Source organism: Mycobacterium sp. IS-3022 (assembly GCF_001500065.1).
Classification (GTDB): Bacteria; Actinomycetota; Actinomycetes; order Mycobacteriales; family Mycobacteriaceae; genus Mycobacterium.
This window is the reverse complement of sequence record NZ_LQIN01000014.1, coordinates 1-24379: the sequence shown is the minus strand read 5'-3', so window position 1 is coordinate 24379 and position 24379 is coordinate 1. Positions and strand designations below refer to the sequence as shown.

Annotated in this window: 25 protein-coding genes; 19 read left to right on the top strand and 6 right to left on the bottom strand. The window is 67.2% G+C overall.

Annotated elements, in window-relative coordinates; translation table 11 throughout:
* Nucleotides 1-230 precede the first annotated feature (230 nt).
* From AU188_RS12040 to AU188_RS12030, 3 genes are read left to right on the top strand one after another with little or no spacing between them, the layout of a single operon-like run.
* Nucleotides 231-1034: a class I SAM-dependent methyltransferase gene (locus AU188_RS12040; RefSeq protein ID WP_059163948.1), complete on the top strand. Its 804-nt coding sequence runs from the start codon at nucleotides 231-233 to the stop codon at nucleotides 1032-1034.
* Nucleotides 1035-1046: 12 nt separating this feature from the next.
* Nucleotides 1047-1721 carry a helix-turn-helix transcriptional regulator gene (locus AU188_RS12035; RefSeq protein WP_059163947.1) on the top strand — a complete coding sequence of 225 codons (675 nt, stop codon included), beginning with the start codon at nucleotides 1047-1049 and terminating at the stop codon, nucleotides 1719-1721.
* A 25-nt stretch (nucleotides 1722-1746) separates the two neighbouring features.
* Nucleotides 1747-2085 (top strand): cupin domain-containing protein, encoded by a 339-nt coding sequence (locus AU188_RS12030; protein WP_502687609.1) that lies wholly within the window; start codon nucleotides 1747-1749, stop codon nucleotides 2083-2085.
* A 66-nt stretch (nucleotides 2086-2151) separates the two neighbouring features.
* On the opposite strand, the gene AU188_RS12025 is transcribed toward AU188_RS12030, so the two are convergent.
* A complete protein-coding gene (locus AU188_RS12025) occupies nucleotides 2152-3333 on the bottom strand; it encodes an NAD(P)/FAD-dependent oxidoreductase (protein ID WP_059163945.1) in 1182 nt (393 codons plus the stop codon).
* A gap of 151 nt (nucleotides 3334-3484) precedes the next feature.
* Between AU188_RS12025 and AU188_RS12020 the strand changes: the two genes are divergently transcribed.
* The 5 genes from AU188_RS12020 to AU188_RS12000 all read left to right on the top strand — a co-directional run bounded on the left by AU188_RS12020 (nucleotide 3485) and on the right by AU188_RS12000 (nucleotide 8830).
* The gene (locus AU188_RS12020) at nucleotides 3485-4225 is read left to right on the top strand and encodes a TetR/AcrR family transcriptional regulator (protein WP_059163944.1); all 741 of its coding nucleotides are present in this window, start codon (nucleotides 3485-3487) and stop codon (nucleotides 4223-4225) included.
* A 102-nt stretch (nucleotides 4226-4327) separates the two neighbouring features.
* Entirely contained in the window at nucleotides 4328-5854 is a 1527-nt protein-coding gene (locus AU188_RS12015) for a flavin-containing monooxygenase (RefSeq protein ID WP_059163943.1), read from the top strand.
* Nucleotides 5855-6073: 219 nt separating this feature from the next.
* Nucleotides 6074-7036 (top strand): class 1b ribonucleoside-diphosphate reductase subunit beta, encoded by a 963-nt coding sequence (gene nrdF, locus AU188_RS12010; RefSeq protein WP_059100827.1) that lies wholly within the window; start codon nucleotides 6074-6076, stop codon nucleotides 7034-7036.
* A 984-nt stretch (nucleotides 7037-8020) separates the two neighbouring features.
* Nucleotides 8021-8269, top strand: a complete 249-nt coding sequence (locus tag AU188_RS12005; protein ID WP_059163942.1) for a DUF1918 domain-containing protein — start codon at nucleotides 8021-8023, stop codon at nucleotides 8267-8269.
* A 114-nt stretch (nucleotides 8270-8383) separates the two neighbouring features.
* Entirely contained in the window at nucleotides 8384-8830 is a 447-nt protein-coding gene (locus tag AU188_RS12000; protein WP_059163987.1) for a hypothetical protein, read from the top strand.
* A gap of 108 nt (nucleotides 8831-8938) precedes the next feature.
* On the opposite strand, the gene AU188_RS11995 is transcribed toward AU188_RS12000, so the two are convergent.
* From AU188_RS11995 to AU188_RS11985, 3 genes are all read right to left on the bottom strand, one after another.
* Nucleotides 8939-9982, bottom strand: coding sequence for an NAD(P)-dependent alcohol dehydrogenase (locus tag AU188_RS11995; protein ID WP_059163941.1), 1044 nt, complete (start codon nucleotides 9980-9982; stop codon nucleotides 8939-8941).
* A 118-nt stretch (nucleotides 9983-10100) separates the two neighbouring features.
* A complete protein-coding gene (locus AU188_RS11990) occupies nucleotides 10101-10376 on the bottom strand; it encodes a YciI family protein (RefSeq protein WP_059163940.1) in 276 nt (91 codons plus the stop codon).
* A gap of 10 nt (nucleotides 10377-10386) precedes the next feature.
* Nucleotides 10387-11502 (bottom strand): iron-siderophore ABC transporter substrate-binding protein, encoded by a 1116-nt coding sequence (locus AU188_RS11985; RefSeq protein WP_082686603.1) that lies wholly within the window; start codon nucleotides 11500-11502, stop codon nucleotides 10387-10389.
* A 161-nt stretch (nucleotides 11503-11663) separates the two neighbouring features.
* Between AU188_RS11985 and ctaD the strand changes: the two genes are divergently transcribed.
* Together ctaD and serB are read left to right on the top strand one after the other, a co-directional pair.
* Complete coding sequence (ctaD, locus tag AU188_RS11980) at nucleotides 11664-13394, top strand: aa3-type cytochrome oxidase subunit I (protein ID WP_059101121.1); 1731 nt, start codon at nucleotides 11664-11666, stop codon at nucleotides 13392-13394.
* Nucleotides 13395-13419: 25 nt separating this feature from the next.
* A complete protein-coding gene (gene serB, locus AU188_RS11975; RefSeq protein WP_059163985.1) occupies nucleotides 13420-14655 on the top strand; it encodes a phosphoserine phosphatase SerB in 1236 nt (411 codons plus the stop codon).
* A gap of 97 nt (nucleotides 14656-14752) precedes the next feature.
* Here the strand turns inward: serB and yczR are convergent, their stop codons facing one another.
* Nucleotides 14753-16195 (bottom strand): MocR-like transcription factor YczR, encoded by a 1443-nt coding sequence (gene yczR, locus AU188_RS11970; RefSeq protein WP_059163939.1) that lies wholly within the window; start codon nucleotides 16193-16195, stop codon nucleotides 14753-14755.
* Between the two features lie 64 nt (nucleotides 16196-16259).
* Between yczR and AU188_RS25510 the strand changes: the two genes are divergently transcribed.
* The 7 genes from AU188_RS25510 (at nucleotide 16260) to AU188_RS11940 (ending at nucleotide 21742) form a co-directional block, all read left to right on the top strand.
* Nucleotides 16260-16415: a hypothetical protein gene (locus AU188_RS25510; protein WP_172799476.1), complete on the top strand. Its 156-nt coding sequence runs from the start codon at nucleotides 16260-16262 to the stop codon at nucleotides 16413-16415.
* Between the two features lie 92 nt (nucleotides 16416-16507).
* Entirely contained in the window at nucleotides 16508-17350 is an 843-nt protein-coding gene (locus AU188_RS11965; protein WP_059163938.1) for an ABC transporter ATP-binding protein, read from the top strand.
* Complete coding sequence (locus AU188_RS11960; RefSeq protein ID WP_059163937.1) at nucleotides 17347-18192, top strand: NUDIX hydrolase; 846 nt, start codon at nucleotides 17347-17349, stop codon at nucleotides 18190-18192. Before AU188_RS11965 ends, AU188_RS11960 begins: the two co-directional genes overlap by 4 nt.
* A complete protein-coding gene (locus AU188_RS11955) occupies nucleotides 18189-18836 on the top strand; it encodes an enoyl-CoA hydratase (RefSeq protein ID WP_059163936.1) in 648 nt (215 codons plus the stop codon). Before AU188_RS11960 ends, AU188_RS11955 begins: the two co-directional genes overlap by 4 nt.
* A gap of 11 nt (nucleotides 18837-18847) precedes the next feature.
* A complete protein-coding gene (locus AU188_RS11950) occupies nucleotides 18848-19819 on the top strand; it encodes a class I SAM-dependent methyltransferase (protein ID WP_059163935.1) in 972 nt (323 codons plus the stop codon).
* The gene (locus tag AU188_RS11945; protein ID WP_059163934.1) at nucleotides 19816-20985 is read left to right on the top strand and encodes a class I SAM-dependent methyltransferase; all 1170 of its coding nucleotides are present in this window, start codon (nucleotides 19816-19818) and stop codon (nucleotides 20983-20985) included. Before AU188_RS11950 ends, AU188_RS11945 begins: the two co-directional genes overlap by 4 nt.
* 64 nt (nucleotides 20986-21049) lie before the next feature.
* Entirely contained in the window at nucleotides 21050-21742 is a 693-nt protein-coding gene (locus tag AU188_RS11940; protein WP_059163933.1) for an esterase, read from the top strand.
* Here the strand turns inward: AU188_RS11940 and AU188_RS11935 are convergent.
* Nucleotides 21739-23055: an outer membrane protein assembly factor BamB family protein gene (locus AU188_RS11935; RefSeq protein WP_059163932.1), complete on the bottom strand. Its 1317-nt coding sequence runs from the start codon at nucleotides 23053-23055 to the stop codon at nucleotides 21739-21741. The two genes, AU188_RS11940 and AU188_RS11935, sit on opposite strands and share 4 nt — an antisense overlap.
* 82 nt (nucleotides 23056-23137) lie before the next feature.
* On the opposite strand from AU188_RS11935, the gene AU188_RS11930 reads away from it, so the two are divergent.
* The gene (locus tag AU188_RS11930) at nucleotides 23138-23875 is read left to right on the top strand and encodes an acyltransferase (protein WP_059163931.1); all 738 of its coding nucleotides are present in this window, start codon (nucleotides 23138-23140) and stop codon (nucleotides 23873-23875) included.
* 286 nt (nucleotides 23876-24161) lie between these two features.
* The coding region (locus AU188_RS11925) for an IniB N-terminal domain-containing protein (RefSeq protein ID WP_216636179.1) at nucleotides 24162-24379 on the top strand (218 nt) is incomplete at its 3' end.

Here is a 24379-nt window from a genome sequence, read left to right as displayed (position 1 = left end):
CGCCAGTCGGTAGGGCCTAAAGGTGAGGCTTGCCTCATCCAGTATCGCCGTCTACATTAACCGGAAAAGTTTCCTCTAAATAAGGAGCCGGTCATGGCGAGCGATCCTGCTCTGGGTGTACGTCATCGACACCACGGCCGGGTACCTGCCGAGCGGAGCGCCGCCGCAGACGTCTGCGCGATATTGCCCGCGATCTTCGCGCTCTCGTTTGCCGGAAGGAGACAACGAAAATGACTGGAAGAGAGAGCCTTCCACTTGCCCAGCGGTCCGACGCCGACCTGCCCGGGCACTGGCTGCTGGCGAGGCTGGGAAAGCGGGTGCTGCGCCCCGGTGGTCTGGAGCTGACCACCCGCCTGCTCACCGCGGCGGGTGTCGAGGGTGCCGACGTCGTCGAACTCGGGCCCGGTTTGGGGCGCACCGCGAGCGATATCGTCGCCCTGCGGCCGCGCTCCTATGTCGGTGTCGACGACACCGCCGCCGCGACGGAGGCCGTACGCACGATCGTCGCGCCCGTCAACGGACAAGTGGTGGTGGCCAACGCCGCCGACACCGGGTTGCCCTCGGGCAGCGCCGATGTCGTGATCGGCGAGGCGATGCTGACCATGCAGGGTGACCGCGACAAGCGGGCGATCGCCGCCGAAGCATTCCGCGTGCTCCGGCCGGGCGGGCGGTACGCCATCCACGAACTGGGTCTGAAGCCGGACACCCTCCCGCAGGACACCAAAGACGAGATCCGCCGCGACATGGCGCGTGCGATCAAGGTCAACGCCCGCCCGTTGACGACGGCGGAATGGTCTGCGCTGCTGACCGATGCCGGTTTCGAGGTGGTGACCGTCGACCATGCGCCGATGGCGCTGCTCAACCCGGCGCGGGTGCTGGCCGACGAAGGGTTGGGCGGAGCGCTGCGCATCGTGGGCAACCTGATTCGGCGCCGCGCAGCCCGCAAACGCGTCATCGGGATGCGCAAGACCTTCCATCGGTACCGGCGCGCCTTGACCGCGGTCGCGGTCGTCGGTGTCGTACCGGCATCATGACAGACTCAGAGAATGTCGGCGCCCCGCCACGACCGCGATGCGCCGCCCGACCGGGCGGCAGGCCAACAGCGACAGCGTGTCCTGAACCTGTTGCGTTCGGCGACGGGACCGGTCGACGTCCAGCACGTCGCGGACGCCTTGCAGATACACGTCACCACGGCCCGGTTCCACCTGAGCACGCTCGAGGGCCAGGGCTTCGTCCGGCGCAGCGGCGGTGTGCGCAACCGGGGAGCCGGCAGGCCGAGGCTGACCTACGAGATCGCGCCGCGACTGGACTACGCGGAGATCGTGTCGCTGTTCGCCGCGCACCTAGGCGGGACCGTCGAGGAACGCGAAGAGCGCGCCCTGCGTATCGGTGCGGACCTCGCGCACCGCGTGCACTTGGCGCGGCCGCGCGCCGAAACATCGGTGGGCGACCTCGTCATGTTGACACTCGACGAGCTCGGTTTCCAGGTCCGTTCCGTGCTGACCTCGTTCGGCGAGATGACGGTAAAGATCTGCACGTGCCCGCTGGCCGAGGTCGCCGCGTCGGCGCCCGAGGTGGTCCGCGGCATGCAGCAGGGGCTCATCCAGGAAGTGATCGACTTGAACGCCGACGCGATCGGTGCGCGGTACCAGGTTTCGGTGGTACCCGATGCGCGCGGTGGCTCGTGCGAGATCGGCTTGGTGTTGCGCCCCGGACCGTAAACGCCTGGGCGAGAAGGGGAAACCGGTGACCAGTCAGACTGTCCAGTCGTTGTCGACGATGGCCGATGAACAGCTCGCCTCGGCGAAGGCCGCTTCCTCCGGCCGCTCGGCGCACACGGTGTACGGCGGCCGCGGGCACACACTGCGCCAGACCTTGCTGGCGCTGGTCGCCGGCCACGGACTCGATGAGCACGAAAGCCCAGGCGAGGCAACGTTGTTCGTGTTGCGCGGCCGGGTCCGGCTCAACGCCGTGAGCGGCGCGGTTGACGGCATCGCGGGCGACCACATCGCGATCCCCCCAGAACGGCACAGCCTTTCAGCCCTCGAGGACTCGGCGGTCATGCTGACGGTCGTCGCCAAATAGCCGCGCCGCACCGAGGCGTGCCGGACGCGAATCTGCGAAGACCGCGAGACAACTGGCCGTTCGGCCTCACCTGACCGTGTGCTGGGGCCCCTGTGCCTTCTTGTACAGCGCCTTGAGCATCCGGTCGCGGAACGCGGCGTTGTCGATGAGCTTGATGCCGGCATTGGCGAAGCGGGGATACCCGAGCAGCTTGTGGAAGTAGCGGCCGCGCCGGTATTCCCGACCCCAGGCCGCCTCCATCCGCTGCGCGTAGTTCGTGAAGTCGTCGGGCCCGCCGTTCTGCAGTGCGGCGATCGCGCATTCACCCGCGGCCAGACCCGACTCCAGCGCCTTGGAGATGCCCGCGCCGGAAGCCGGCTTGCCGGCGCCCAGCGAGTCGCCGGTGAACAGCACACCCGGACGCCACGGCGGCCATGCGGTGAAGCCCATCGGCAGGCGCCACGCCCGCACGCTCTTGTTCTTCTTGAGCTCTTCGATCGGCGGCAGTTCCCACTCAGGCGGCAACGTGCGCAGGAACTCGCCGAGGAACTGCGTCGCGTTGATCGACTGCCAGTTCTTGTAGCTGTTGACGTAGCCGAGCCCGATGTTGAACACGCCGTTGCCCATCGGGAACACCCAGCCGTAGCCCGGCAGCTGATCGCCTTCGAAAACCAGCTTCAGGTAGATGTCGAGGCTGTCGGAGTCGGGACGGTTGGCGGGCATCTCCGAGCGGATCGCGATCGCCGAGTAACCGTTGTACTCCGAGTCGATCTTCAGCGCCCGTTTGATCGGCGAATAGGCGCCGTCGGCCGCGATCACCGCGTCGCCGTGGACCTTCTCGCCGCTCTTGAGCGTCACGCCGACCACCCGGCCGTTCTCCACCATCGGCCCCGTCACCTCCGCGCCCTGGCGCACCTCGGCGCCCGCGGACTCGGCGTGCTTGAGCAGCACCGTGTCGAGGTGTTCGCGGCTGACGGTGTGGCCGTGGTCGGGCATGCCGGGGCGCTTGGGGAACGACAGCTCCCACTCGCTCGGGCTGAACACCGTCACTCGGTTCACCCGGTGGTAGGTGGCGACCTCCTCAGCCAGTCCCATCTTCTGCAGATAGCTCACTGCGCGGGCGGTGAGCCCATCGCCGCAGGGCTTGGCTCGGGGGAACTCGGCCTTGTCGAGGACCACTACCTTCGCGCCGGTCTGCGCGGCCTGCCACGCGGCGGCCGAACCCGAAGGCCCGCCACCCGCAATGACCAGGTCGTATCGCTGGGTCATGATTCTCGTCTCGTCGATCGGCTGTCGCAGCGATCTTACCTGCGGCGAGACCGCCTCCCTCGTCGCACGGAGTTGCCTGGCCAGCGCCCCGCGAAACACGGCGCGGCATGGTCTGAGCAGGTCAGCGCCGCTTGAGCGGTAGAGTGGCCGGGTGCGACGAGGGTCCAGGCCACGCTCGAGTGGTGAGCCGGGTGTCAAGGTGGACGCCCGCAGCGAACGCTGGCGCGAGCACCGCAAGAAGGTGCGCGCCGAAATCGTCGACGCCGCCTTCCGCGCCATCGACCGTCTCGGCCCCAACGTCAGCGTGCGGGAAATCGCCGAGGAGGCCGGCACCGCCAAACCCAAGATCTACCGGCACTTCACCGACAAGTCCGACATGTTCGCCGAAATCGGCCAGCGTATGCGGGACATGTTGTGGGCGGCAATCATTCCGTCGATCGACGTGGAGAAAGACTCGGCCCGCCAGATCGTCGGTCGCGGCGTCGCGCACTACGTCGAACTCGTCGACCGCCACCCGAACGTCGTGCGCTTTCTTCTGCAGGGCCGGTTCGCAGACCAGTCGGCGGCAGCGATGACGACCGTCAACAAGGGCAGCGAGATCACCCTGGCCATCGCCGACATGATCAGCGCGGAACTGAAGGATCTGGCGCCCGAACCCGCCGCCTTCGAGCTGGCCGCGTTCGCGATCTTCGGCACCGCGGCCTCAGCCACTGACTGGTGGCTGGGCGCCGACGACGACCGCCCCCGTCGGATGCCCGCCGACCAGTTCGTCGCGCACATGACGACGATCATGGTGGGCGCCATCAACGGCACGGCCGAGTTGCTCGGCATCAAGATCGAGCCCGACCAGCCCATTCACACCGCGGTCCGCAAGCAGCAGCCCGTCGCCTGACGGCGCGTTGACACCTTCCGGTCGAGGCCGGAGACTGGGGTCAAGTATCCGGTACCGGCGTTCCCAGGAACGGGCCACATCGACGATTGGGGAGACCCGACCATGACCGTTGCCGAGCAGACGGCCGACGACATCACCGTCCGACCACCTGTGCACACCCGCGCGCTGATCATCGGCACCGGCTTCAGCGGCCTCGGCATGGCGATCGCGTTGCAGCGCCAGAACGTCGACTTCCTGATGCTGGAGAAGGCCGACGAGATCGGCGGCACGTGGCGCGACAACACTTATCCCGGATGTGCTTGCGACATCCCGTCGCACATGTACTCGTTCTCATTCGAACCGAAGCCGGACTGGAAGCACATGTGGTCGTTCCAGCCGGAGATCTTCGACTACCTCAAGGGTGTCACCGACAAGTACGGCCTGCGCCGCTACATCCGCTTCGGTTCACATGTCGACCGCGCGCACTGGGACGACGACGAGAACCGCTGGCACGTCTTCACCAAGGACGGGCGCGAGTTCATCGCGCAGTTCGTGATCTCCGGCGCGGGCGGTCTGCACATCCCGTTGGTGCCGGAGTTTCCCGGTCTCGACGAATTCACCGGCGCCGCTTTCCATTCCGCGGAGTGGGACCACAGCGTCGATCTCACCGGCAAGCGGGTCGCGGTGATCGGCACCGGCGCCAGCGCGATCCAGATTGTGCCTGAGATCGTCAAGGACGTCGCCGAGTTACACCTGTATCAGCGCACACCCGCGTGGGTGATGCCGCGGCCCAACAACCCGATCCCGGAGTGGATGCGCAACCTGTTCGCCACCGTGCCGGGCACCCGGGCGCTGGTGCGCGCGGGTATCTACTGGATCCACGAGGGCGTCGGCTTCGCGATGACCAAACAGCCTCGGCTGCTGAAAATCGGTGAGCTGATGGGCAAGTGGAACATCCGCCGGTCGGTCAAGGACAAAGAGCTGCGCCGCAAGCTGACGCCCGACTACCGCGCCGGCTGTAAGCGGATCCTGAACTCCGACACCTACTACGTCGGTGTCGCGAACCCGAAGACCGAGGTGATCACCGACGGCATCGCGCGGTTCACCCCGACCGGAATCGTCACGGCCGACGGAGCAGAACGCGACGTCGACGTCGTAGTGTTCGCGACGGGTTTTCACGTCACCGACTCCTACACCTACGTCCACATCAAGGGCCCGCGCGGAGAGGACCTGGTGGATCGGTGGAACCGTGAGGGCATCGCGGCCCTGCGCGGCATCACCGTCGCCGATATGCCGAACCTGTTCTTCCTGCTCGGTCCCAACACCGCGCTGGGACACAACTCCGTGGTGTTCATGATCGAGTCGCAGATCCGCTATGCCGCCCATGCGATCGCGGCGGTCGACCGTGCAGGCGCGCAGGCGCTGGCCCCGACGCGCGAGGCTCAGGACCGCTACAACGAGGAGTTGCAGAGCGAGCTCGCCGGCACGGTGTGGAGCACGGGAGGTTGCCAGAGCTGGTACCTCGACGAGCACGGCGTGAACCGGACGTTGTGGAGCGGCATGACGTGGCAGTACTGGTTGGCCACCCGCAAATTCGACCCGTCGGAGTACCGGTTCTTCGGCGAACGTCGCGCGGATTCGGCGGCCTGATTCGGTACCGATTTCGGCGCATGGGTCGTAAACAGGGGCGAGACCACGACCGCGGCGCAGAATTCGCCGACGTTGCCGGCGACACGGTGAAATCAACATGTTGGGTTGGCACGAGATGTCCGACCCCAGGGGTAGTGTCGCAATTGGGAAACAGAACCGTTTAGGGCGGCTGCAGACCATCCAAAGGCCCAGGGAAACGAGGTTGTCGTGAGTGATGGCATGAAGCTGATTGACCGCGTTTCGGCGATCAACTGGAACCGTCTCCAGGACGAGAAGGACGCCGAGGTGTGGGATCGGCTGACGGGCAACTTCTGGTTGCCGGAGAAGGTTCCGGTGTCCAACGACATCCCGTCGTGGAACACGCTCAACGACAACGAGAAGCAGTTGACGATGCGGGTGTTCACGGGCCTGACGTTGCTCGACACCATCCAGGGCACGGTCGGCGCGGTCAGCCTGATCCCCGACGCGCTGACCCCGCACGAAGAAGCGGTCTACACCAACATCGCGTTCATGGAGTCGGTGCACGCGCGCAGTTACAGCAATATCTTCTCCACGCTGTGTTCGACCGCCGAGATCGACGATGCGTTCCGCTGGTCGGAGGAGAACCCGAACCTTCAGCGCAAGGCCGAGATCGTCATGCAGTACTACAAGGGCGACGAGCCGCTGAAGCGCAAGGTGGCCTCCACGCTGCTGGAGAGCTTCCTGTTCTACTCCGGCTTCTACCTGCCGATGTACTGGAGCAGCCGGGCAAAGCTGACCAACACCGCCGACATGATCCGGCTGATCATCCGCGACGAGGCCGTGCACGGCTACTACATCGGCTACAAGTACCAGCGTGGGCTGGCCATGGAGGACGCCGCCAAGCAGCAGGAGCTCAAGGACTACACCTATGAGCTGCTGTTCGAGCTCTACGACAACGAGGTCGAATACACCCAGGACCTCTACGACAGTGTCGGGCTGACCGAGGACGTCAAGAAGTTCTTGCGCTACAACGCGAACAAGGCGTTGATGAACCTGGGCTACGAGGCGCTGTTCCCGCGCGACGAGACCGACGTCAACCCGGCGATCCTGTCCGCGCTGGCGCCGAACGCCGACGAGAACCACGACTTCTTCTCCGGTTCGGGGTCGAGCTACGTGATCGGCAAGGCCGTCGTCACCGAAGACGAGGACTGGGACTTCTAGAGTTTCAGTTCAGGAGGCTATCTGCGGGAGTGCTGCTGGTACTACTGTCCAGCGGTACTTTGCCCACCGCGTCTTGTCGGGTTAGCTGAGGCGAGCTCGAAATATAGGGAAACACCTGATTCCATTGCGCCGTCTCGCGCGCAGACTTGGTGTTGTGGGCGGGCCCCGGCTGGGGTGGACCGGCTCAGCTTCAAGATCAAAAGCGGGGCATGCCAAACGATTCGAACCCCGGCGTGGCCGCGTTGCCGTGGCAGCAACACCCGTCGGGGCGGCTCCAGCGACGAGTGCAACACCCCTGACGTGAACGACAGAAGGCAGGGCTGGACATGTTGAGACGATTGCTGATGATCGGAGTCGCCGCGGCCTCGATCGGTGTCGGCGGTTGCGTGGGTATGGGTGCCGCGTCGGCTGACCCTGTGGTGTGTGGGGTGCCGGGGACGCCGCCGTGTGCGCCGTCGCTGAGTCCCCAGCAGCAGTGCGCGCTGGTCGCGTGGCGGACCTGGACACCGTGCAACTGGGTAGGTGTACAGGTTCCGATCGGTACACCGGGCAGCGTCGGCTGAGGACGCGCCGGAGGACCTCAGTCAACGGACGGGTGTTCGGTTGCCACCGCGGCAGTCCCCGCATTCGCTGACATTCCGCCGTCAACCGCCTCAACGTGGTCGGTAGAGAAGGACGGGGTGATGAGTAGCGGGCGTCTCATCATCGTCACCGACGGAGTGACACCCTAACCAGCGACGCTCGGATCGCCGCCTTCCCGGTTCACTGACTTCGCGGTCGTACGTCATCGGCGACGGGGACTTCGGAATCCGCTGCTGCGCCGCGCATGGTCGCCTTGCGACGGCTGCGCGCCATCGCCAGTGCGTTTCGGCCAACTGCTCTTTCGCCTCGCCACGGCTCGGATCCTGTCCCGAGATGACGCGGCGAGATTGTCTGCGCCCAAGAGACGCGCAAAATGGAATAGGAGCGCAGGAGGAGTTGGTGATGAAGGCAAACGTAGGCGATTGGTTGGTGATCAAGGGCAGGACAACAGAGCTTTCGGAGCAGCGGGGGCTGATTACTGAGGTGCACTCGGCGGACGGGTCGCCTCCGTATGTGGTGCGCTGGGTCGCCACCGGCCATGTGGCGACGGTGGTTCCTGGTCCTGACGCAATTGTTCTGAAAGCAGAGGAGCAGGAAGCTGCCGACGAGCGGGCACAGGAACGGGCCGCTCACCGCGCCGCCGGCGAGTAGGTGCTGCGGTTAGCAGGCACTGAGAGTCTCAGATCGCGGGAAATCGGCCTGTCATGATCGCCACCGTGAGACCATTCCCGGCTGAAGGTGATGGCGGGTGACGTGGAGACGGGCATGATTCGGCGGGCAGTTACGGCTTTGGGTGCGGCAGTCCTGGGCGCGGTGGCGCTGGCACCGCCGGCGGCAGCGGATCCGGGGCAGCAGGTGCTGCTCAACTCCGGCGCGGTGCGGTGCGTGCTGAGCGCGGACGAGGTGGCGTTCGGCGGCGGACCGATGACGGTGTGCGCGCTGACGAACGGACAGCCGTGGGGGATGGCGCCTCCCGAGACGTCCAAATGGAATCAGCGGCTGAATCTCGCCGTCGTGCGGGGGACCGGCGAGTTCTATTGGGACCGAGGCCTTATCGCCGACCCGGTGGCCGCACCCGTTTCCGTGGACGGCGGGCAGGCGTACCAGGTCAACGGTTGGACCGTTCAGCCGGAGGGGCTGCGCACGCGGATCACCTACGACAGCACCGGCCACGGCATCTTCATCAACGCGGTTGAAATCCGCGGGTTCTGAACGTCTGAGCAGGATCGAAACTGCAGCGAGATCGCGACTTTCGCGGAAATCGCGATCTCGCCGCAGTTTCGGCGAATCAAGCCCGCAGTGACTCCGTGCCTTTGGTCGTCACCGCAGTGACTCGGTGTCGATCACGAACCGGTACCGCACATCGCTGGCCAACACCCGCTCATACGCCTCGTTGATGTAGTCCGGTGTGATGACCTCGATCTCCGGCAGTACGCCGTGCTGGGCGCAGAAATCGAGCATCTCCTGGGTTTCGGCGATACCACCGATCAACGAACCGGCGATGCGGCGGCGGCCGAAGATGAGCGCGCCGGCGGGCACCGACATCGGGTTCTCCGGCATCCCCAGCTCGACCAGCGTGCCGTCGAGTTTGAGCAATCCGAGATAGCCGGCCAGATCGAGATTGGCCGACACCGTGTTCAGGATCAGGTCGAACGATCCCCGCAGCTTGGTGAAGGTCTCGGGATCGGAGGTGGCGTAGTACTCGTCGGCGCCGAGACGCAGCCCGTCCTCCATCTTCTTCAGTGACTGGCTCAGCACCGTCACGTGCGCACCCATCGCGTGCGCGAGCTTGACACCCATGTGGCCCAGTCCGCCGAGCCCGACGATCGCGACCCGGGCGCCCGGACCCGCATTCCAGTGTCGCAGAGGCGAATACAGCGTGATGCCCGCGCACAGCAGTGGCGCGGCAGCGTCCAGCGGCAGGCCGTCGGGGATGCGTAACACATAGTTCTCGTCCACCACGATGGCGCCGCTGTAACCGCCCTGCGTCGGCTCACCGTCGCGACCGACAGCGTTGTAGGTGCCGACCATCCCCTTGGCGCAGTACTGTTCCTCGCCGGCGCGGCACTGCGCGCATTCGCGGCAGGAGTCGACGAAGCAGCCCACGCCGACGCGGTCGCCGACCGCGAAGTTGGTGACCTCGGCGCCGACCTCGGTGACAATGCCTGCGATCTCGTGCCCGGGCACCAGCGGATAGCGCGCGCGGCCCCACTCGTCGCGGACGGTGTGGATGTCGGAGTGACAGATGCCTGAGAAGTGGATGTCGAACGCCACGTCGTGCGGCCCGACCTCGCGGCGGGTGATCGTGGTTTTGGCGAGCGGTTCGGTCGCCGACGGCGCGGCATATGCGGTAACAGTGCTCATAACGGCCTTCTTCTGCTTCGAGTGACTTCGAGAAAACCGCCGCTGACGGCGCGGCGGGCCCACCACGACAACGGTCGGCCGCACCGCGATCATTCCGGGTCGAGCTGTGAGATCCGCCCTACAGTCCCGGCGCGCGGAACGCGCCGTTGAACGACAGCCGTTCGTAGCTGGCGACCGCCGCCAGCGTGTACGGGTCGCGGTCGATGACGTCCTGGGCCGCATCGGCATCGATGTCGGCAGTGATCAGAACGGCGCCGGACTCGTCCTCCCGGCGGCCGGCCAGCACGATCCGGCCCGCGCTGACCTCGTTCTCGAGCCATTCGAGGTGAGCTGGCCTGGTCTGGTTGACGACGTCGGGCGGCTGCAGATAGGTCGACTTCAAGACGTGGAACACGGCTCGAACGCTAGTTGATCGGGGCATTGAGCCACCGCAGGTCGGCGAGGATCCCCCGGGCGGCGACGATGCCCTGCCCGGTCTGCCACACCTCGTTGTTGACCGCGAACACCCGCCCGTCGCGCATGGCGCCGAGCCTCTTCCATGCGTCGCTTTCCAGCACCTCCGGCGCGCGCTCGCGAGCCGCGTCCGACTCGAACGACAGGTAGACGATGTCACCGTCGGCGATGGACAGATCGGGATTGTCGGCCAGGTCCCTGTCGCTGATCCCCACCTCGATGTAGGGCCTGTCGGTGAAGCGTTGCGTCACAGGGCGATCGACGCCGACGTCGGAGAGCACGCTGCCGGGGAACGTGTCGGCGCCGTACACCCGCATCGTGGTGTCGGTGAACTGCACGACCGACGCCTGAAAATGTGTGGCGTCGTTGTCGGCACCGGTTCTGTCGGCGGCGCGGTGAAATCCCTCGACCAGACCGTTGGCCGCGTCCTGGCGGCCGGTCGCCGCTCCCACGGTGCGCAGATTGTCCTGCCACGCCGGCCCGGGGGGACCGGTGAACACCGTCGGCGCGATGTCCGACAGTGCGCCGAACGCCTCGGGCGTCAACGCCTGCGAACCGAGGATCAACTCGGGCGCTGCGGCCCGGATGGCGTCCATGTCGGGGGCGCTGCGGGTGCCGACGCCGGGTACGTCGTGGATGACCTGCCCGAGGTACGACGGCTGGCTGTCCGACCCGTCGGGCAACGCGGCCGCCACCACCCGCGACTGCAACCCGAGGGCACACAGCGCATCGAGTTGGTCACCGGAGAGCACCACGATGCGCTGCGGGTCGGCGGGCACCCGCGTCTCGCCCGCCGCGTGCCGCACCATCCGCTCCGGCGGCCCCGGATCCACCGGCGCGGGTTCGGGTGCGCACGACTCGTCGGGCCTGCGCTCGTTGCCCAGCACTCCGGCGCCGGCGATTTTCGTCGTACTCGTCACGATCGACCGCGTTGCGGCGGTGCGGGACTCGCCGCCGCCGGGGGAGCCGCAACCGCTGATCACAGTCACGGCGACTGCGGTGGCGATCGCCGCCAGCCCCAGCGTCCGGCCCGCCAAAAGACCCTTCCGCGGTCCGCTGATCAGCACGTCGCCGACGGTAACATCCGGCCAGCTCCCGGGCCGTGTGCCGACGGGAGCGAGCCAATACGACACTTTGTAGGACCGCCCCCGACTTGCGCGTGAGACGGCAGCTAGGATTCATCGAGAAAACCGCGGGGATGTCCCGACCTGGATGTATGGAGGACCTGTTGGTAGCCGAAGCGCCCCCAATCGGAGAACTCGAGGCACGGCGTCCGTTCCCGGCGCGACTCGGCCCCAAGGGCAACCTGGTCTACAAGCTCATCACCACGACCGATCACAAGCTGATCGGCATCATGTACTGCGTCGCCTGCTTCATCTTCTTCTTCATCGGCGGGCTGATGGCGCTGTTCATGCGCACCGAGCTGGCGATGCCGGGCCTGCAGTTCCTGTCGAACGAACAGTTCAACCAGCTGTTCACCATGCACGGCACGGTGATGCTGCTGTTCTATGCGACCCCGATCGTGTTCGGGTTCGCCAACCTGGTGCTGCCGCTTCAAATTGGCGCACCCGACGTGGCGTTCCCCCGGCTCAACGCGCTCTCGTTCTGGCTGTTCGTCTTCGGCGCCTTGATCGCCATCTCCGGGTTCATCACCCCCGGCGGCGCGGCGGACTTCGGCTGGACGGCGTACGCGCCGCTGAGCAACGCCATCCACTCGCCCGGCGCCGGCGGAGACCTGTGGATCCTGGGCCTGGCCATCTCGGGTCTGGGCACCATCCTCGGCGGGGTCAACATGATCACCACCGTGGTGTGCATGCGCGCACCCGGCATGACGATGTTCCGGATGCCGGTGTTCACCTGGAACATCCTCGTCACGTCGATTCTGGTGCTGCTGGCCTTCCCGCTGTTGACGGCGGCGCTGTTCGGCCTGGCCGCCGACCGCCATCTCGGCGCGCACATCTACGACCCGGCCAACGGTGGCGTGCTGCTCTATCAGCACCTGTTCTGGTACTTCGGCCACCCCGAGGTGTACATCATCGCGTTGCCGTTCTTCGGGATCGTCAGCGAGATCTTCCCGGTGTTCAGCCGCAAACCGATCTTCGGCTACACGACGCTGATCTACGCGACCATTTCGATCGCCGCACTGTCGATCGCGGTGTGGGCGCACCACATGTATGCCACCGGCGCGGTGCTGCTGCCCTTCTTCTCGTTCATGACGTTCCTAATCGCGGTGCCGACCGGCATCAAGTTCTTCAACTGGATCGGCACGATGTGGAAAGGCCAGTTGACGTTCGAGACGCCGATGCTGTTCTCGGTCGGCTTCCTGCTGACGTTCCTGCTCGGCGGCCTGTCGGGCGTGCTGCTGGCCAGCCCGCCGCTGGACTTCCACGTCACCGACAGCTACTTCGTCATCGCGCACTTCCACTACGTGCTGTTCGGCACCATCGTGTTCGCCACCTACGCGGGCATCTACTTCTGGTTCCCGAAGATGACCGGCCGGCTGCTCGACGAGCGGCTCGGCAAGCTGCACTTCTGGTTGACCTTCATCGGTTTCCACACCACGTTCCTGGTGCAGCACTGGGTCGGCGACGAGGGCATGCCGCGCCGGTACGCGGACTATCTGCCGACGGACGGCTTCACCACACTCAACGTGGTGTCGACCATCGGCGCGTTCATCCTCGGCATCTCGACGCTGCCGTTCGTCTGGAACATCTTCAAGAGCTGGCGGTACGGCGAGCCGGTCACGGTCGACGATCCGTGGGGTTACGGCAACTCGCTGGAGTGGGCGACCTCGTGTCCGCCGCCGCGACACAACTTCACCGAGCTGCCCCGGATCCGTTCGGAGCGCCCCGCTTTCGAATTGCACTACCCGCACATGGTGGAACGGATGCGCGCCGAAGCCCACGTGGGGCGCAGTCACGATCACTCGGACTCGCGGCCCGTCGACCAATCCAGCTGACGATCGGCCGCGAACGGGGGTGAGCATGCCGTCGCGCGCGCGCTCGTCGCTGTTGATCACGGTGACGGGCCGGGACCGACCCGGCGTCACTTCGGCCCTGTTCGAGGTGTTGTCGCGGCATCAGGTCGAGTTGCTCAACGTCGAGCAGGTCGTGATCCGCGGGCGGCTGACGCTGGGCGTGCTGGTCGCCGGCCCCGCCGAGGTGGCCGGCGGCGCCGAGCTGCGCGATGCGGTGACGACGGCGATCCACGACGTCGGGCTGGACGTCACGATCGAGCCCAGTGACGACGAGCCCGTCCTGCGTGAGCCGTCCACGCACACCATCGTCGTGCTCGGCCGCCCCATCACGGCCGAGGTGTTCGGTGTGGTCGCCCGCGAGCTGGCGAGGCTGAAGGTCAACATCGACTTCATCCGCGGGGTATCCGATTACCCGGTAACCGGATTGGAGCTGCGGGTGTCGGTGTCCGAGCAAGCGGTGTACGAACAGCTGCAGAAGGCGTTGGCACACGTCGCGGTCACCGAGGAAATCGACATCGCGCTCGAGGACTACAGCCTGACGCGACGGGCCAAGCGCCTCATCGTATTCGACGTCGACTCGACCCTGATCCAGGGCGAGGTCATCGAGATGTTGGCGGCTCGCGTGGGCGCGGAGGCCGCGGTCGCCGAGGTCACCGAAGCCGCCATGCGTGGCGAACTCGACTTCGCCGAATCGCTGCACCGGCGAGTGGCGACGCTGGCGGACCTGCCTGCGACGGTGCTCGACGACGTCGCTGAACAGATCGAGCTGACCCCCGGGGCCCGGACCACGGTGCGCACGCTGCGGCGGTTGGGATATCACTGCGGCATCGTGTCGGGCGGCTTCCGGCAGGTGATCGAACCGCTCGCACACGAGCTGATGATGGATTTCGTCGCGGCCAACGAACTCGAGATCGTCGACGGCAAGCTGACCGGGCGGGTCATCGGCCCCGTCATCGATCGGGCCGGAAAAGCCAAGGCGCTCCGCGATTTCGCGCAACAAGCCGGCGTGCCGATGGAGCAGACGGTGGCCGTCGGCGACGGCGCCAACGACATCGACATGCTCGCCGCCGCGGGTCTCGGTGTGGCCTTCAACGCCAAGCCGGCGTTGCGGGAGGTCGCTGACACCTCGCTGAGCCATCCGTATCTGGACACCGTGCTGTTCATTCTCGGCATCACCCGCGGCGAGATCGAGGCCGCCGACGCCCTCGACGGACTGGTGCGCCGGGTCGACATCCCGGACTGACATCTCGCGCGAGCGACCGCAAAATGCCAACTTTTCGCGGCGTGTCATGTGCAGACACGGTCGTCCCCAGCTTGCGCGTGGGCCCACGCGGCGGTTACTAGACCACCACGGTCGTCGGCTCCGGGGTGGACAGCCCGGTGACGCTGTGCCAGGACCGCGCCAGCAGTTCCACCGCCTCACTCAACTGCTCTTCGGGCAGCGCGTACGGCACCCGGACGAACCGCTCGAGCGTGCCGTCCACCCCGAACCGCGGCCCGGCCGGCAGGTCGAGGCCGAGCCTGGAGGCGGCGGCCGACAGTGCGGTGCTCATCGGTGCGGGTAGCCGCACCCACAACGACATGCCACCCGCTCCCGGGCCGGGTTGCCAGTCGGGCAGGTGCTGGCTCAGCAGCTTCTGCAGATGGGCGCGACGGCTCCGCAGGATTGCGCGCCGCTCCGGCAGCACATCGTCGTGTCGAGCGAGAAGCCTTGCAGCGGCGCATTGTTCGAGTACCGCGGTGCCCATGTCGACCGACGGCCGGAGCGCGGCAATGGTGGCGATCGTCGCGCGCTCCGCGCGGATCCAGCCGACCCGCAGCCCACCCCAGAACGACTTCGACATCGAACCGACGGTGAGCACAAGGTCACGACGCGAAGCCATCTCGGCCGCGATCGGCCCAGGCACCGGCTCATCCAGCCACATGTCGAGGATGGTCTCGTCGATGACCGTGCGGGTGCGGGTCTCGGCGATGATGCGCGCCAACCGTTTCCGGTCCGCCGCAGGCATGGTCAACCCGGTGGGGTTCTGGTTGTCCGGGATCAGATACGCCAGGCTGGGCGACAATTGCTGCACCGCGCTCAGCAACGCGTCGAGGTCCCAACCGGTTTCGGTCATCGCGACCGGGACCGGCCGTGCTTCGGCGGTCGTGATCGAGGACAGCGCACCGTGATAGGTGGGCTGCTCGACGAGCACCCGATCTCCCGGTTGAACATAGGTGATCAGGATCAGCCCGATGGCGTGCAGCGCGCCCGTCGTCACCATGATCTCGTCCGGGTCGGTCAAAAGACCGCGTTCGCAGTATCTTTCGGCGATGGCCTGACGCAGCGCGGTGACGCCGACGAGTTCGTGTCCCGGCGCGTGAAGATACGGCGTGACGTCGTGCGTGGCCTCGGCGAACGCCTCCATCACCGCGGCGGCGGGGGCGGACAGCGCCGCGGCGGCCAAGCTCACCGCCGGCGGGGTGGTTGCGGTGTGCGCCGTCGGTGCGACGGGTAACGCGGTCGTGCTGCGGGCTCCGCGACGGGCGATCAGGTAGCCGTCCTCACGCAGCTGGGTGTAAGCGCCGGTGACGGTCGTGCGCGATACCCGCAGCACGTCGGCGAGCACGCGTTCGCTGGGCAGTCGTGAACCCACGGGCACGCGTCCGTCGACGATCAGCAACCGGATCGCATCGGCCAAACCCCGATAGGCAGGACCGCTCCGACTGGAGGTCCGCCAGTTACCCAGCTCGCGCACCAGGAGGTCCACATCGAGCGCACGTGCCGGAATTTCGAGGGTCATTACAGGCCAGTATGGCCGAACTGGCTATTGAAGAGCAAGCCAGTCGGCGGCGACGATGGGAGCCATGAGCACAAACTGGATCTCTCGGATGAGCCGGCGGCTTGCCAGGCACTTCGCCTGGCACCCGCCGATCGCCTACACCGATTACCAGGACCGCGACGCCGAGCGGATGGCCCGTGAACTCGAGCTGATCCGGTTGCGCTTCCCACACCATGCGTAGCGGGGGCTCGTCGTGCAGGCGGTCGGCGTGGGTGCGCGAACAGCCGCCGGGCGAGCACGAGCGCACCGAAATCGCCTGACTACGATGAGCGGGTGCCCGCCACCGAAGGAGATGCAGCCGACCCCGATGTGCTGATCGACTTCGCCAAGGTGTCGCTGCGGCGCGGCGGTCAGGTCCTGGTCGGGCCGATCACCTGGGCGGTCGAACTCGACGAACGCTGGGTGGTGATCGGTCCCAACGGTGCCGGTAAGACGTCGCTGCTGCGCATCGCCGCCGCCTTGGAATATCCGTCGTCGGGGACGGCGTACGTGCTCGGCGAGCGGCTCGGCCGCACGGACATGACCGAATTGCGGGCCCGGGTCGGGCTCAGCAGTTCGGCGCTCTCGCAGCGGGTGCCCGACGGCGAGGTGGTGCGCGATCTGGTGGTCTCCGCCGGTTACGCGGTGCTGGGCCGGTGGCGCGAGCAGTACGACGACACCGACTACGAGCAGGCGATCGACATGCTCGAGAGCGTCGGCGCCGAACACCTGGCCGAACGCACGTACGGCACCTTGTCCGAAGGGGAGCGCAAGCGGGTGCTGATCGCGCGGTCGATGATGACCGACCCCGAACTGCTGTTGCTCGACGAGCCCGCCGCTGGACTGGACCTTGGCGGGCGCGAGGAACTACTGGCCCGACTGGAGGACCTGGCGGCCGACCCGGACTCGCCGGCGATGGTGCTGGTGACCCACCACGTCGAGGAGATTCCGCGCGGCTTCTCCCACGGGCTGATCCTGTCCGAGGGCAAGGTCGTCGACTCGGGTCTGCTACCCGACGTGTTGACCGCCGAGAACCTGTCCAAGGCGTTCGGCCAGGCGATCACACTCGAGGTCGTGGAGGGCCGGTACTTCGCGCGGCGGGCCAGGAGCCGGGCCGCACACAGGAGGCGAGCATGACAGACCAACCGGCCGAAGAACCACTGACGCCGCGGCCTGCCGCGACCGTGATGCTGATCCGCGACAAGCATCCGGGACTTGAAGTGTTCCTGATGCGGCGGCACTCGGCGATGGATTTCGTGGCCGGGGTGATGGTGTTTCCCGGCGGCGGTGTCGATGACCGCGACCGCAACGTCGACATCGCCTGGTTCGGTCCCGAGCCTGCCTGGTGGGCAACGCGTTTCGGTGTCGAGACGGATCTGGCGCAGGCGCTGGTGTGCGCCGCGGCGCGCGAGACGTTCGAGGAGTCAGGGGTGTTGTTCGCCGGCGCGGCCGACGATCCCGACGTGCTTGTCGACGACGCCTCGGTCTACCGCGAGGCGCGGGCCGACCTGGTGAATCGGTCGCTGTCGTTCGCCGACTTCCTGCGCCGCGAGAAGCTGGTGCTGCGCGCCGATCTGCTTCGGCCGTGGGCGAACTGGGTGACGCCGAAGGAGGAACGCACCCGCCGCTACGACACCTACTTTTTCGTCGGGGCACTGCCGGAGGGGCAGCGCGCCGACGGGGAGAACACCGAGACCGACAGGGCCGACTGGATCACGCCGCACGAAGCGCTCGAGGACTTCGCCGACGGACGGACTTTCCTGCTGCCGCCCACGTGGACCCAACTCGACTCGCTCGACGGCCGGACGGTTGCCGAAGTGCTTGCGGTGGAACGCCAGATCATCTCCGTGACACCTCATCTGGCGGCTAACAAGGACACCGGTAACTGGGAGATCGAGTTCTTCAACAGCGACCGGTACAACGCCGCCCGCAACCGTCGCGCGCCGCAAGGCTACGGATCCGATACGCGCCAGGCATGAGCGAGTTCGTCTCCGTCCACACCAGCGATGCGCAACCCGGCATCGCCACGCTGTTGCTGTCGCGGCCGCCGACCAACGCGCTCACCCGCCAGGTGTACCGCGAACTGGCCGGCGCCGCCCACAGCGTCGGGTGCCGCGACGACGTCCACGCCGTGATCCTCTTCGGCGGCCACGAGATCTTCTCCGCCGGCGACGACGTGGGCGAACTGCGCACGCTGGACGCCGACGAAGCCGCCACGGCCGCACGGGTCTGCCGTGATGCGGTCGACGCGCTGGCCGCCGTCCCCAAGCCCACGGTCGCCGCGATCACGGGCTACGCCCTGGGCGGCGGGTTGGCGCTGGCGCTGGGCGCCGACTGGCGAATCTCGGGCGACAATGTCAAGTTCGGGGCGACCGAGATCCTGGCCGGGCTCGTGCCGGCGGGCGGCACGGCACGGCTGGCCCGCGCCGTCGGCCTGAGCAAGGCGAAAGAACTGGTGTTCAGCGGCCGGTTCGTCGATGCCAAGGAGGCGTTCTCCCTGGGGCTGATCGACCAGATGGTGGCGCCCGACGGCGTGTACGACGCGGCGCTGGCCTGGGCGCGGCGGTTCGTCGAGCATCCGCCGCAGGTACTGGCTGCCGCCAAGGCCACCTTCGACAATTAGGCTGCCCTGTTATGAGCATTGACCCCACGCCGAATCCGCACGCCACCGCGGAACAGGTGGAGGCGGCCCGCCATGATTCGAAGCTCGCCCAGGTGCTCTACCACGACTGGGAAGCGGAGAGCTACGACGAGAAGTGGTCGATCTCCTACGACAAGCGCTGTGTGGACTACGCCCGCGACCTGTTCGATGCGACTGTCCCCTTCGACGAGCAGCGCAAGCTGCCCTTCGACCGGGCGTTGGAGTTGGGCTGCGGCAGCGGGTTCTTTCTGCTGAACCTGATCCAGGCCGGGGTCGCGCGGCGCGGTTCGGTCACCGATCTGTCGCCGGGGATGGTCAAGGTGGCCGTGCGCAACGGCGAGAACCTCGGCCTCGAAGTCGACGGCCGCGTCGCCGACGCCGAGGGCATCCCGTACGAGGACGACACCTTCGACCTCGTGGTCGGCCACGCGGTGCTGCACCACATCCCCGACGTCGAACTGTCGCTGCGGGAAGTGGTGCGGGTGCTCAAGCCGGGCGGCCGCTTCATCTTCGCCGGCGAGCCGACGAACGCGGGCGAGAACTACGCGCGTCCGCTGTCGACGTTGACGTGGCGGGCAGTGACCAATGTGACGAGGCTGCCGGGCCTGGCGGGTTGGCGCCGCCCGCAGGCCGAGCTCGACGAGTCGTCACGAGCGGCCGCGTTGGAGGCGATCGTCGACTTGCACACGTTCTCACCCGCCGACCTGGAACGCATGGCAGGCAACGCAGGCGCCGTCGACGTGTCCACCGCCACCACCGAATTCACCGCCGCGATGCTCGGCTGGCCGCTGCGCACCTTCGAGGCTGCGGTGCCCCCGGACCGATTGGGCTGGGGGTGGGCCAAATTCGCGTTCAACAGCTGGATTGCGTTGTCCTGGGTGGACCACAACATCTGGCGTCAGGTGGTCCCGAAGGGCTGGTTCTACAACGTCATGGTGACGGGGGTCAAGCCGCCCGCGAAGTGACTGTCGCATTCGGCGTCGAGGACGTCGGCTATCTGCGGAGCAAGGCCGGCGTTGACGCTCTGCGCGAGACCGCCGCGCTGCGGCTGACGAGTGCGACGCTGATCTCCGACATCGCCTCGGCGCGAGCCCGTTTCGGTGAGCGCGCCGCCATACTGGTCGAGACCACGGTCCTGCGCAGGAAGGCCACGGCGAAACTCTCTCGCCCTGACGACTGGCTGTTCACCGACGAGGCGCTGCAGCAGGCCACCGCCGAACCGGTCGCCCGTCACCGCGCGCGACGGCTGGCCGGTTTGCGTGTGCACGACGCGACCTGCTCGATCGGCACCGAGCTTGCCGCGCTGCGTGATTCGGCCGCGCTTGTGGTCGGCAGCGACATCGATCCGGTCCGCCTTGCGATGGCTCGCAACAACGTCGCCGACGTGGATGTCTGCCGCGCCGACGCGCTGCGACCGGTCACGCGTGACGCCGTCGTCGTGCTCGACCCCGCCCGACGCAGCGGCGGACGACGCCGGTTCGACCCGCGGGACTACACACCGCCGCTCGACGCGCTTCTCGAGGCGTACCGCGGTCGCGACGTGGCCGTCAAGTGCGCTGCCGGAATCGATTTCGACGCCGTGACCCGGCTGGGGTTCGACGGCGAGATCGAAGTCACCTCGGTGGCGGGCACCGTACGCGAGGCCTGCCTGTGGTCCGCGGCGCTGGCGGGCTCGGGCGTGCGGCGCCGAGCCACGGTGTTGGACACCGGCGAACAGGTCACCGACGCGGAACCCGGCGAGTGCGCGGTGTCGCGGGCCGGGCGGTGGATCGTCGACCCGGACGGCGCAATCGTGCGCGCCGGAGTGGTGCGGCATTACGCGGCGCGCCACGGCCTGTGGCAACTCGACCGCGACATCGCGTACCTGTCGGGGGACCGGTTGCCGCACGGGGTGCGGGGCTTCGAAGTGCTCGAAGAGCTACCGTTCAGCGAACGACGGCTGCGCCAGGCACTTTCGGCACGCGATGTCGGGGCGGTCGAGATCCTCGTCCGCGGTGTCGCGGTGGACCCAGACGCGCTGCGCCCGCGGCTTCGCCTGCGTGGCACACAGCAAGCTTCGGTGGTCATCGCCCGCATCGGAGCCGGGGGAACAAGTAGGGCAACGGCATTCATTTGCCGTTCGTCCCGCTGACCGCACACGTATTGTGGCGGTGATGCCGGTATCCAGACCGGTGCCGGCTGCAAGGACGTCGACAATGCGCATTCTCAGGTGGACCGCCCCGTTCGCGGTCGCCGTTGTCGTGGGCGTCGTCGCCGCTTCGGGTGCGGTCGCGCAAACCGGGTGCGCCGACCTCCAAGGCACCGTCGGGCCGGACCAGATATGCCGGGTACACGTCGAGAACCCGACGTACACCGTCGATTTGAGTTATCCGAACGACTACCCCGACCAAGCGCCTCTGGTGGACTATCTGAAGAAGACCCGCGACGGGTTCATCAACGTCGCCCAGGACCCCGACGCCTACAACCTGCCCTACGAACTCGACGCCGAAGGCGTCGGCTATCGGTCGGGGCCGCCGACCGCGGGCACCCGCAGCGTGGTCTTCACCGTCTGGCAGAACGTCGGCGGGGTGCGCCCGCAGACCTTCTACCAGGCGTTCAACTGGGACGTCGCGAAGAGCGCGCCGATCACCTTCGACACCCTGTTCAAGCCGGGCACCAAGCCGTTGGAGGTGATCTATCCCGAGATCGACCGGTACCTGCAGAGGCAGGGCATGATCGATCCGGTCCCGCCCGGCGACGGCATGGACCCCGCTAACTACCAGAACTTTGCGCTGACCGACGATTCGCTGATCTTCTTCTTCAGCCAGGGCGAACTGTTCCCCGAATCCTCCGGTCCGGTTCAGGCGAACGTGCCGCGCGCCGCGGTGGCACCACTGCTCGCGCTTTAAACCGGCGCGAAGCCGTACACCACACCGTCACTGGTGGCGGTCACGACTCGGCGGTCGTTCCCCACGGAGACGCCGACCGGCCACCCGGTGGCCCTCGGCAGCGGATAGGTGTTGAGTGTGCGGCCGTCGGCGGGATCGAACACCAGCAGCGCTTGGCCGGCGTCGTCTCCGGCGCCCTCGCGCGTGACGGTGTAGGCGACATCGGGGCCGGCCTGGCTCGATGTTGTCAACGGCCCGACGTCATCGCGGGTCCAGAGCACCTCGCCGCTGTCGCCCTCGTCTCTGATCCCGATCAACTTTGCGCCTGGGCCGCCGCCCGCGACGATCAGCCCGTCGGGTGACACCGACGGCGGCGTCTGCGCGAGGTAGTCGAGCCGAACCGACCACTTGGCCTTTCCGTCGGCGGCGTTCAGCGCCCACAGCTGCTCGTCGCGGCCGTTGACGTACACCGTCGACCCGTCGGCCGAGAACACCGGGCTGGCCAGGGGCCCGCCGCCGACGGCGTCGCTGGTCCACTCCCGGGTGAGCATCGGCGTCTGGCCCGGCTGGTACCGCAACCCGACGAGGATGGGCTTGTCGGCGTTGGGCTCCCAGAGGCTGAGCACGACGGTCCCGGTCGCGGCCGCGAATGCCGGCGCGGCGGCCACCGGGCAGCGGGGCCGGGCGAGGCGGCAGTCGGCGAGCCCGCGCTCGGGGTCCTTGGGGTCGACACCGGCGACCAGGTCCATCGGGCTGCCCACCACGGTGCCCCGGTGGGCGTCGAAGACCAGCACCTGTCCCAGATGCGTCACGACCAGCAGGTGGCCCGGGTTGAGGATGCGGGCGGTGGTCGGCATCCCGATGACCGGTTGGCGCCAGCGGATCCACTGCGTGGGCGGGAACGACAGCATCGCGCCCGGCTGTCCGATGTAGAGGTTGTCGAACCCATCCCAGAGAGGACTGGAGAGGGGGCCGCCGGGTTCCGGACCCTGCACGAGCCGGGTGCACCAGCGCTGCCGCGCGTTTTTGTCGGCCTCCCACACCATCAACGAGCAACCGGTGGACGTCTGCGCGTTGATGGCCAGGTAGCTGCCTGATGCCAGCGCGACCTGGGCCGCGAGACTGCCCTTGACCGAGCGGGTCCATTCCAGGCGCAGCGTGTCGGCGCCGGCCCGCGGTTGGTAGCTGCTGTTGCCGGCGTCGCGGTACTGGGCCGCCCAGCCGTCGGAGGCCTTCGCGTCGACCCAGGAGTCGGTGCTTTGACACCCTGCCAATGTGGCCGTGATCAGCGCTGTTAGTGCCAGCACAGTCAGCACGGTCAATCGCCGGAACACTCGATCCTTTCCCGTTTCCTCGTCTTGGGCCCACGTGAGGGTAACCGTTCGCGGTGGGATCGCTCGCGTAGGCTTTCCGGCCATGACGACGATGTGGGGCGCGCCGTTACACAAGCGCTGGCGCGGATCGCGGCTGCGCGACCCACGACAGGCGAAGTTCCTCACGCTGGCCTCGCTGAAGTGGGTGGTGGCCAACCGCGCGTACACGCCGTGGTATCTGGTGCGGTACTGGCGGTTGCTGAAGTTCAAGCTGCGCAATCCGCACATCATCACCCGCGGCATGGTGTTCCTCGGTAAGGGTGTGGAGATCGAGGCGACGCCGGAGCTGTCGACGATGGAGATCGGCCGCTGGGTGCACATCGGCGACAAGAACACGATCCGCTGCCATGAGGGTTCACTGCGGTTCGGCGACAAGGTCGTGCTCGGCCGCGACAACGTGATCAACACCTACCTCGACATCGAGTTGGGCGATTCGGTGTTGATGGCCGACTGGTGCTACATCTGCGATTTCGACCACCGGATGGACGACATCAACGTGCCGATCAAGGATCAGGGCATCGTCAAGGGCCCGGTGCGGATCGGGCCCGACACGTGGGTCGGGGTGAAGGTGACGGTGTTGCGCAACACGACGATCGGGCGTGGGTGCGTGCTGGGGTCGCACGCCGTCGTGCGGGGCGACGTCCCCGATTACTCGATCGCGGTCGGCGCTCCGGCGAAGGTGGTCAAGAACCGCCAACTCGCGTGGGAGACATCGGCAGCGCAGCGCGCGGAACTCGCGGCGGCACTGGCCGACATCGAACGCAAGAAGGCCTCCCGCTAGCGGTCCCCGCCGCGCGTGGGCCTTCGCTCCAGTAGGGGACGTGCGTGTTGGCGCACGACACGCCGCCGAATTCCAGCATTTTGCGCACGCTCATGCGCATTCTTCTGCCCCGCCGCCGCCATCCCCTAATCCCCTAACGGGCACAGGTTGTCGAACCTGGACAGCGCGCCGCAGGAAGGGGGCGGCGTCCCGTTTCGCCGGGTTTTCCGAATCCATAACGTTCCGATCAGTTCGCCGGACGGCCCGGTGACCAACTCTCGACAACACACTCGAAAGGACCACGGAGATGAACGTAATCGACTGGATTCTGAACCTGTTTCGCGACGAGGTTTCGGCCCAGGCCTTCCTCGAGGACCCGGATCGCGCCATGTGCAGCGCCGGCGTGCAGCACGCCTCGGCGGCGCAACTGCAGCAGGCCGCCGCAGCGGTGGCGCCGGCTGCGGTGGTGCATGGTGGGGGTGATCCGGTGGTGGGTCTGCAGCAGGCGGTGGCCCAGACGCATGG

What these genes read in the sequence shown, in the direction of transcription:
- AU188_RS12040 (WP_059163948.1), top strand. Translation starts at nt 231, where the DNA reads ATGACTGGAAGAGAGAGCCTTCCACTTGCCCAGCGGTCCGACGCCGAC.
- AU188_RS12035 (WP_059163947.1), top strand. Translation starts at nt 1,047, where the DNA reads ATGTCGGCGCCCCGCCACGACCGCGATGCGCCGCCCGACCGGGCGGCA.
- AU188_RS12025 (WP_059163945.1), bottom strand. Translation starts at nt 3,333, where the DNA reads ATGACCCAGCGATACGACCTGGTCATTGCGGGTGGCGGGCCTTCGGGT.
- AU188_RS12015 (WP_059163943.1), top strand. Translation starts at nt 4,328, where the DNA reads ATGACCGTTGCCGAGCAGACGGCCGACGACATCACCGTCCGACCACCT.
- nrdF (WP_059100827.1), top strand. Translation starts at nt 6,074, where the DNA reads ATGAAGCTGATTGACCGCGTTTCGGCGATCAACTGGAACCGTCTCCAG.
- AU188_RS12005 (WP_059163942.1), top strand. Translation starts at nt 8,021, where the DNA reads ATGAAGGCAAACGTAGGCGATTGGTTGGTGATCAAGGGCAGGACAACA.
- AU188_RS12000 (WP_059163987.1), top strand. Translation starts at nt 8,384, where the DNA reads ATGATTCGGCGGGCAGTTACGGCTTTGGGTGCGGCAGTCCTGGGCGCG.
- AU188_RS11995 (WP_059163941.1), bottom strand. Translation starts at nt 9,982, where the DNA reads ATGAGCACTGTTACCGCATATGCCGCGCCGTCGGCGACCGAACCGCTC.
- serB (WP_059163985.1), top strand. Translation starts at nt 13,420, where the DNA reads ATGCCGTCGCGCGCGCGCTCGTCGCTGTTGATCACGGTGACGGGCCGG.
- yczR (WP_059163939.1), bottom strand. Translation starts at nt 16,195, where the DNA reads ATGACCCTCGAAATTCCGGCACGTGCGCTCGATGTGGACCTCCTGGTG.
- AU188_RS25510 (WP_172799476.1), top strand. Translation starts at nt 16,260, where the DNA reads ATGAGCACAAACTGGATCTCTCGGATGAGCCGGCGGCTTGCCAGGCAC.
- AU188_RS11960 (WP_059163937.1), top strand. Translation starts at nt 17,347, where the DNA reads ATGACAGACCAACCGGCCGAAGAACCACTGACGCCGCGGCCTGCCGCG.
- AU188_RS11955 (WP_059163936.1), top strand. Translation starts at nt 18,189, where the DNA reads ATGAGCGAGTTCGTCTCCGTCCACACCAGCGATGCGCAACCCGGCATC.
- AU188_RS11950 (WP_059163935.1), top strand. Translation starts at nt 18,848, where the DNA reads ATGAGCATTGACCCCACGCCGAATCCGCACGCCACCGCGGAACAGGTG.
- AU188_RS11940 (WP_059163933.1), top strand. Translation starts at nt 21,050, where the DNA reads ATGCGCATTCTCAGGTGGACCGCCCCGTTCGCGGTCGCCGTTGTCGTG.
- AU188_RS11930 (WP_059163931.1), top strand. Translation starts at nt 23,138, where the DNA reads ATGACGACGATGTGGGGCGCGCCGTTACACAAGCGCTGGCGCGGATCG.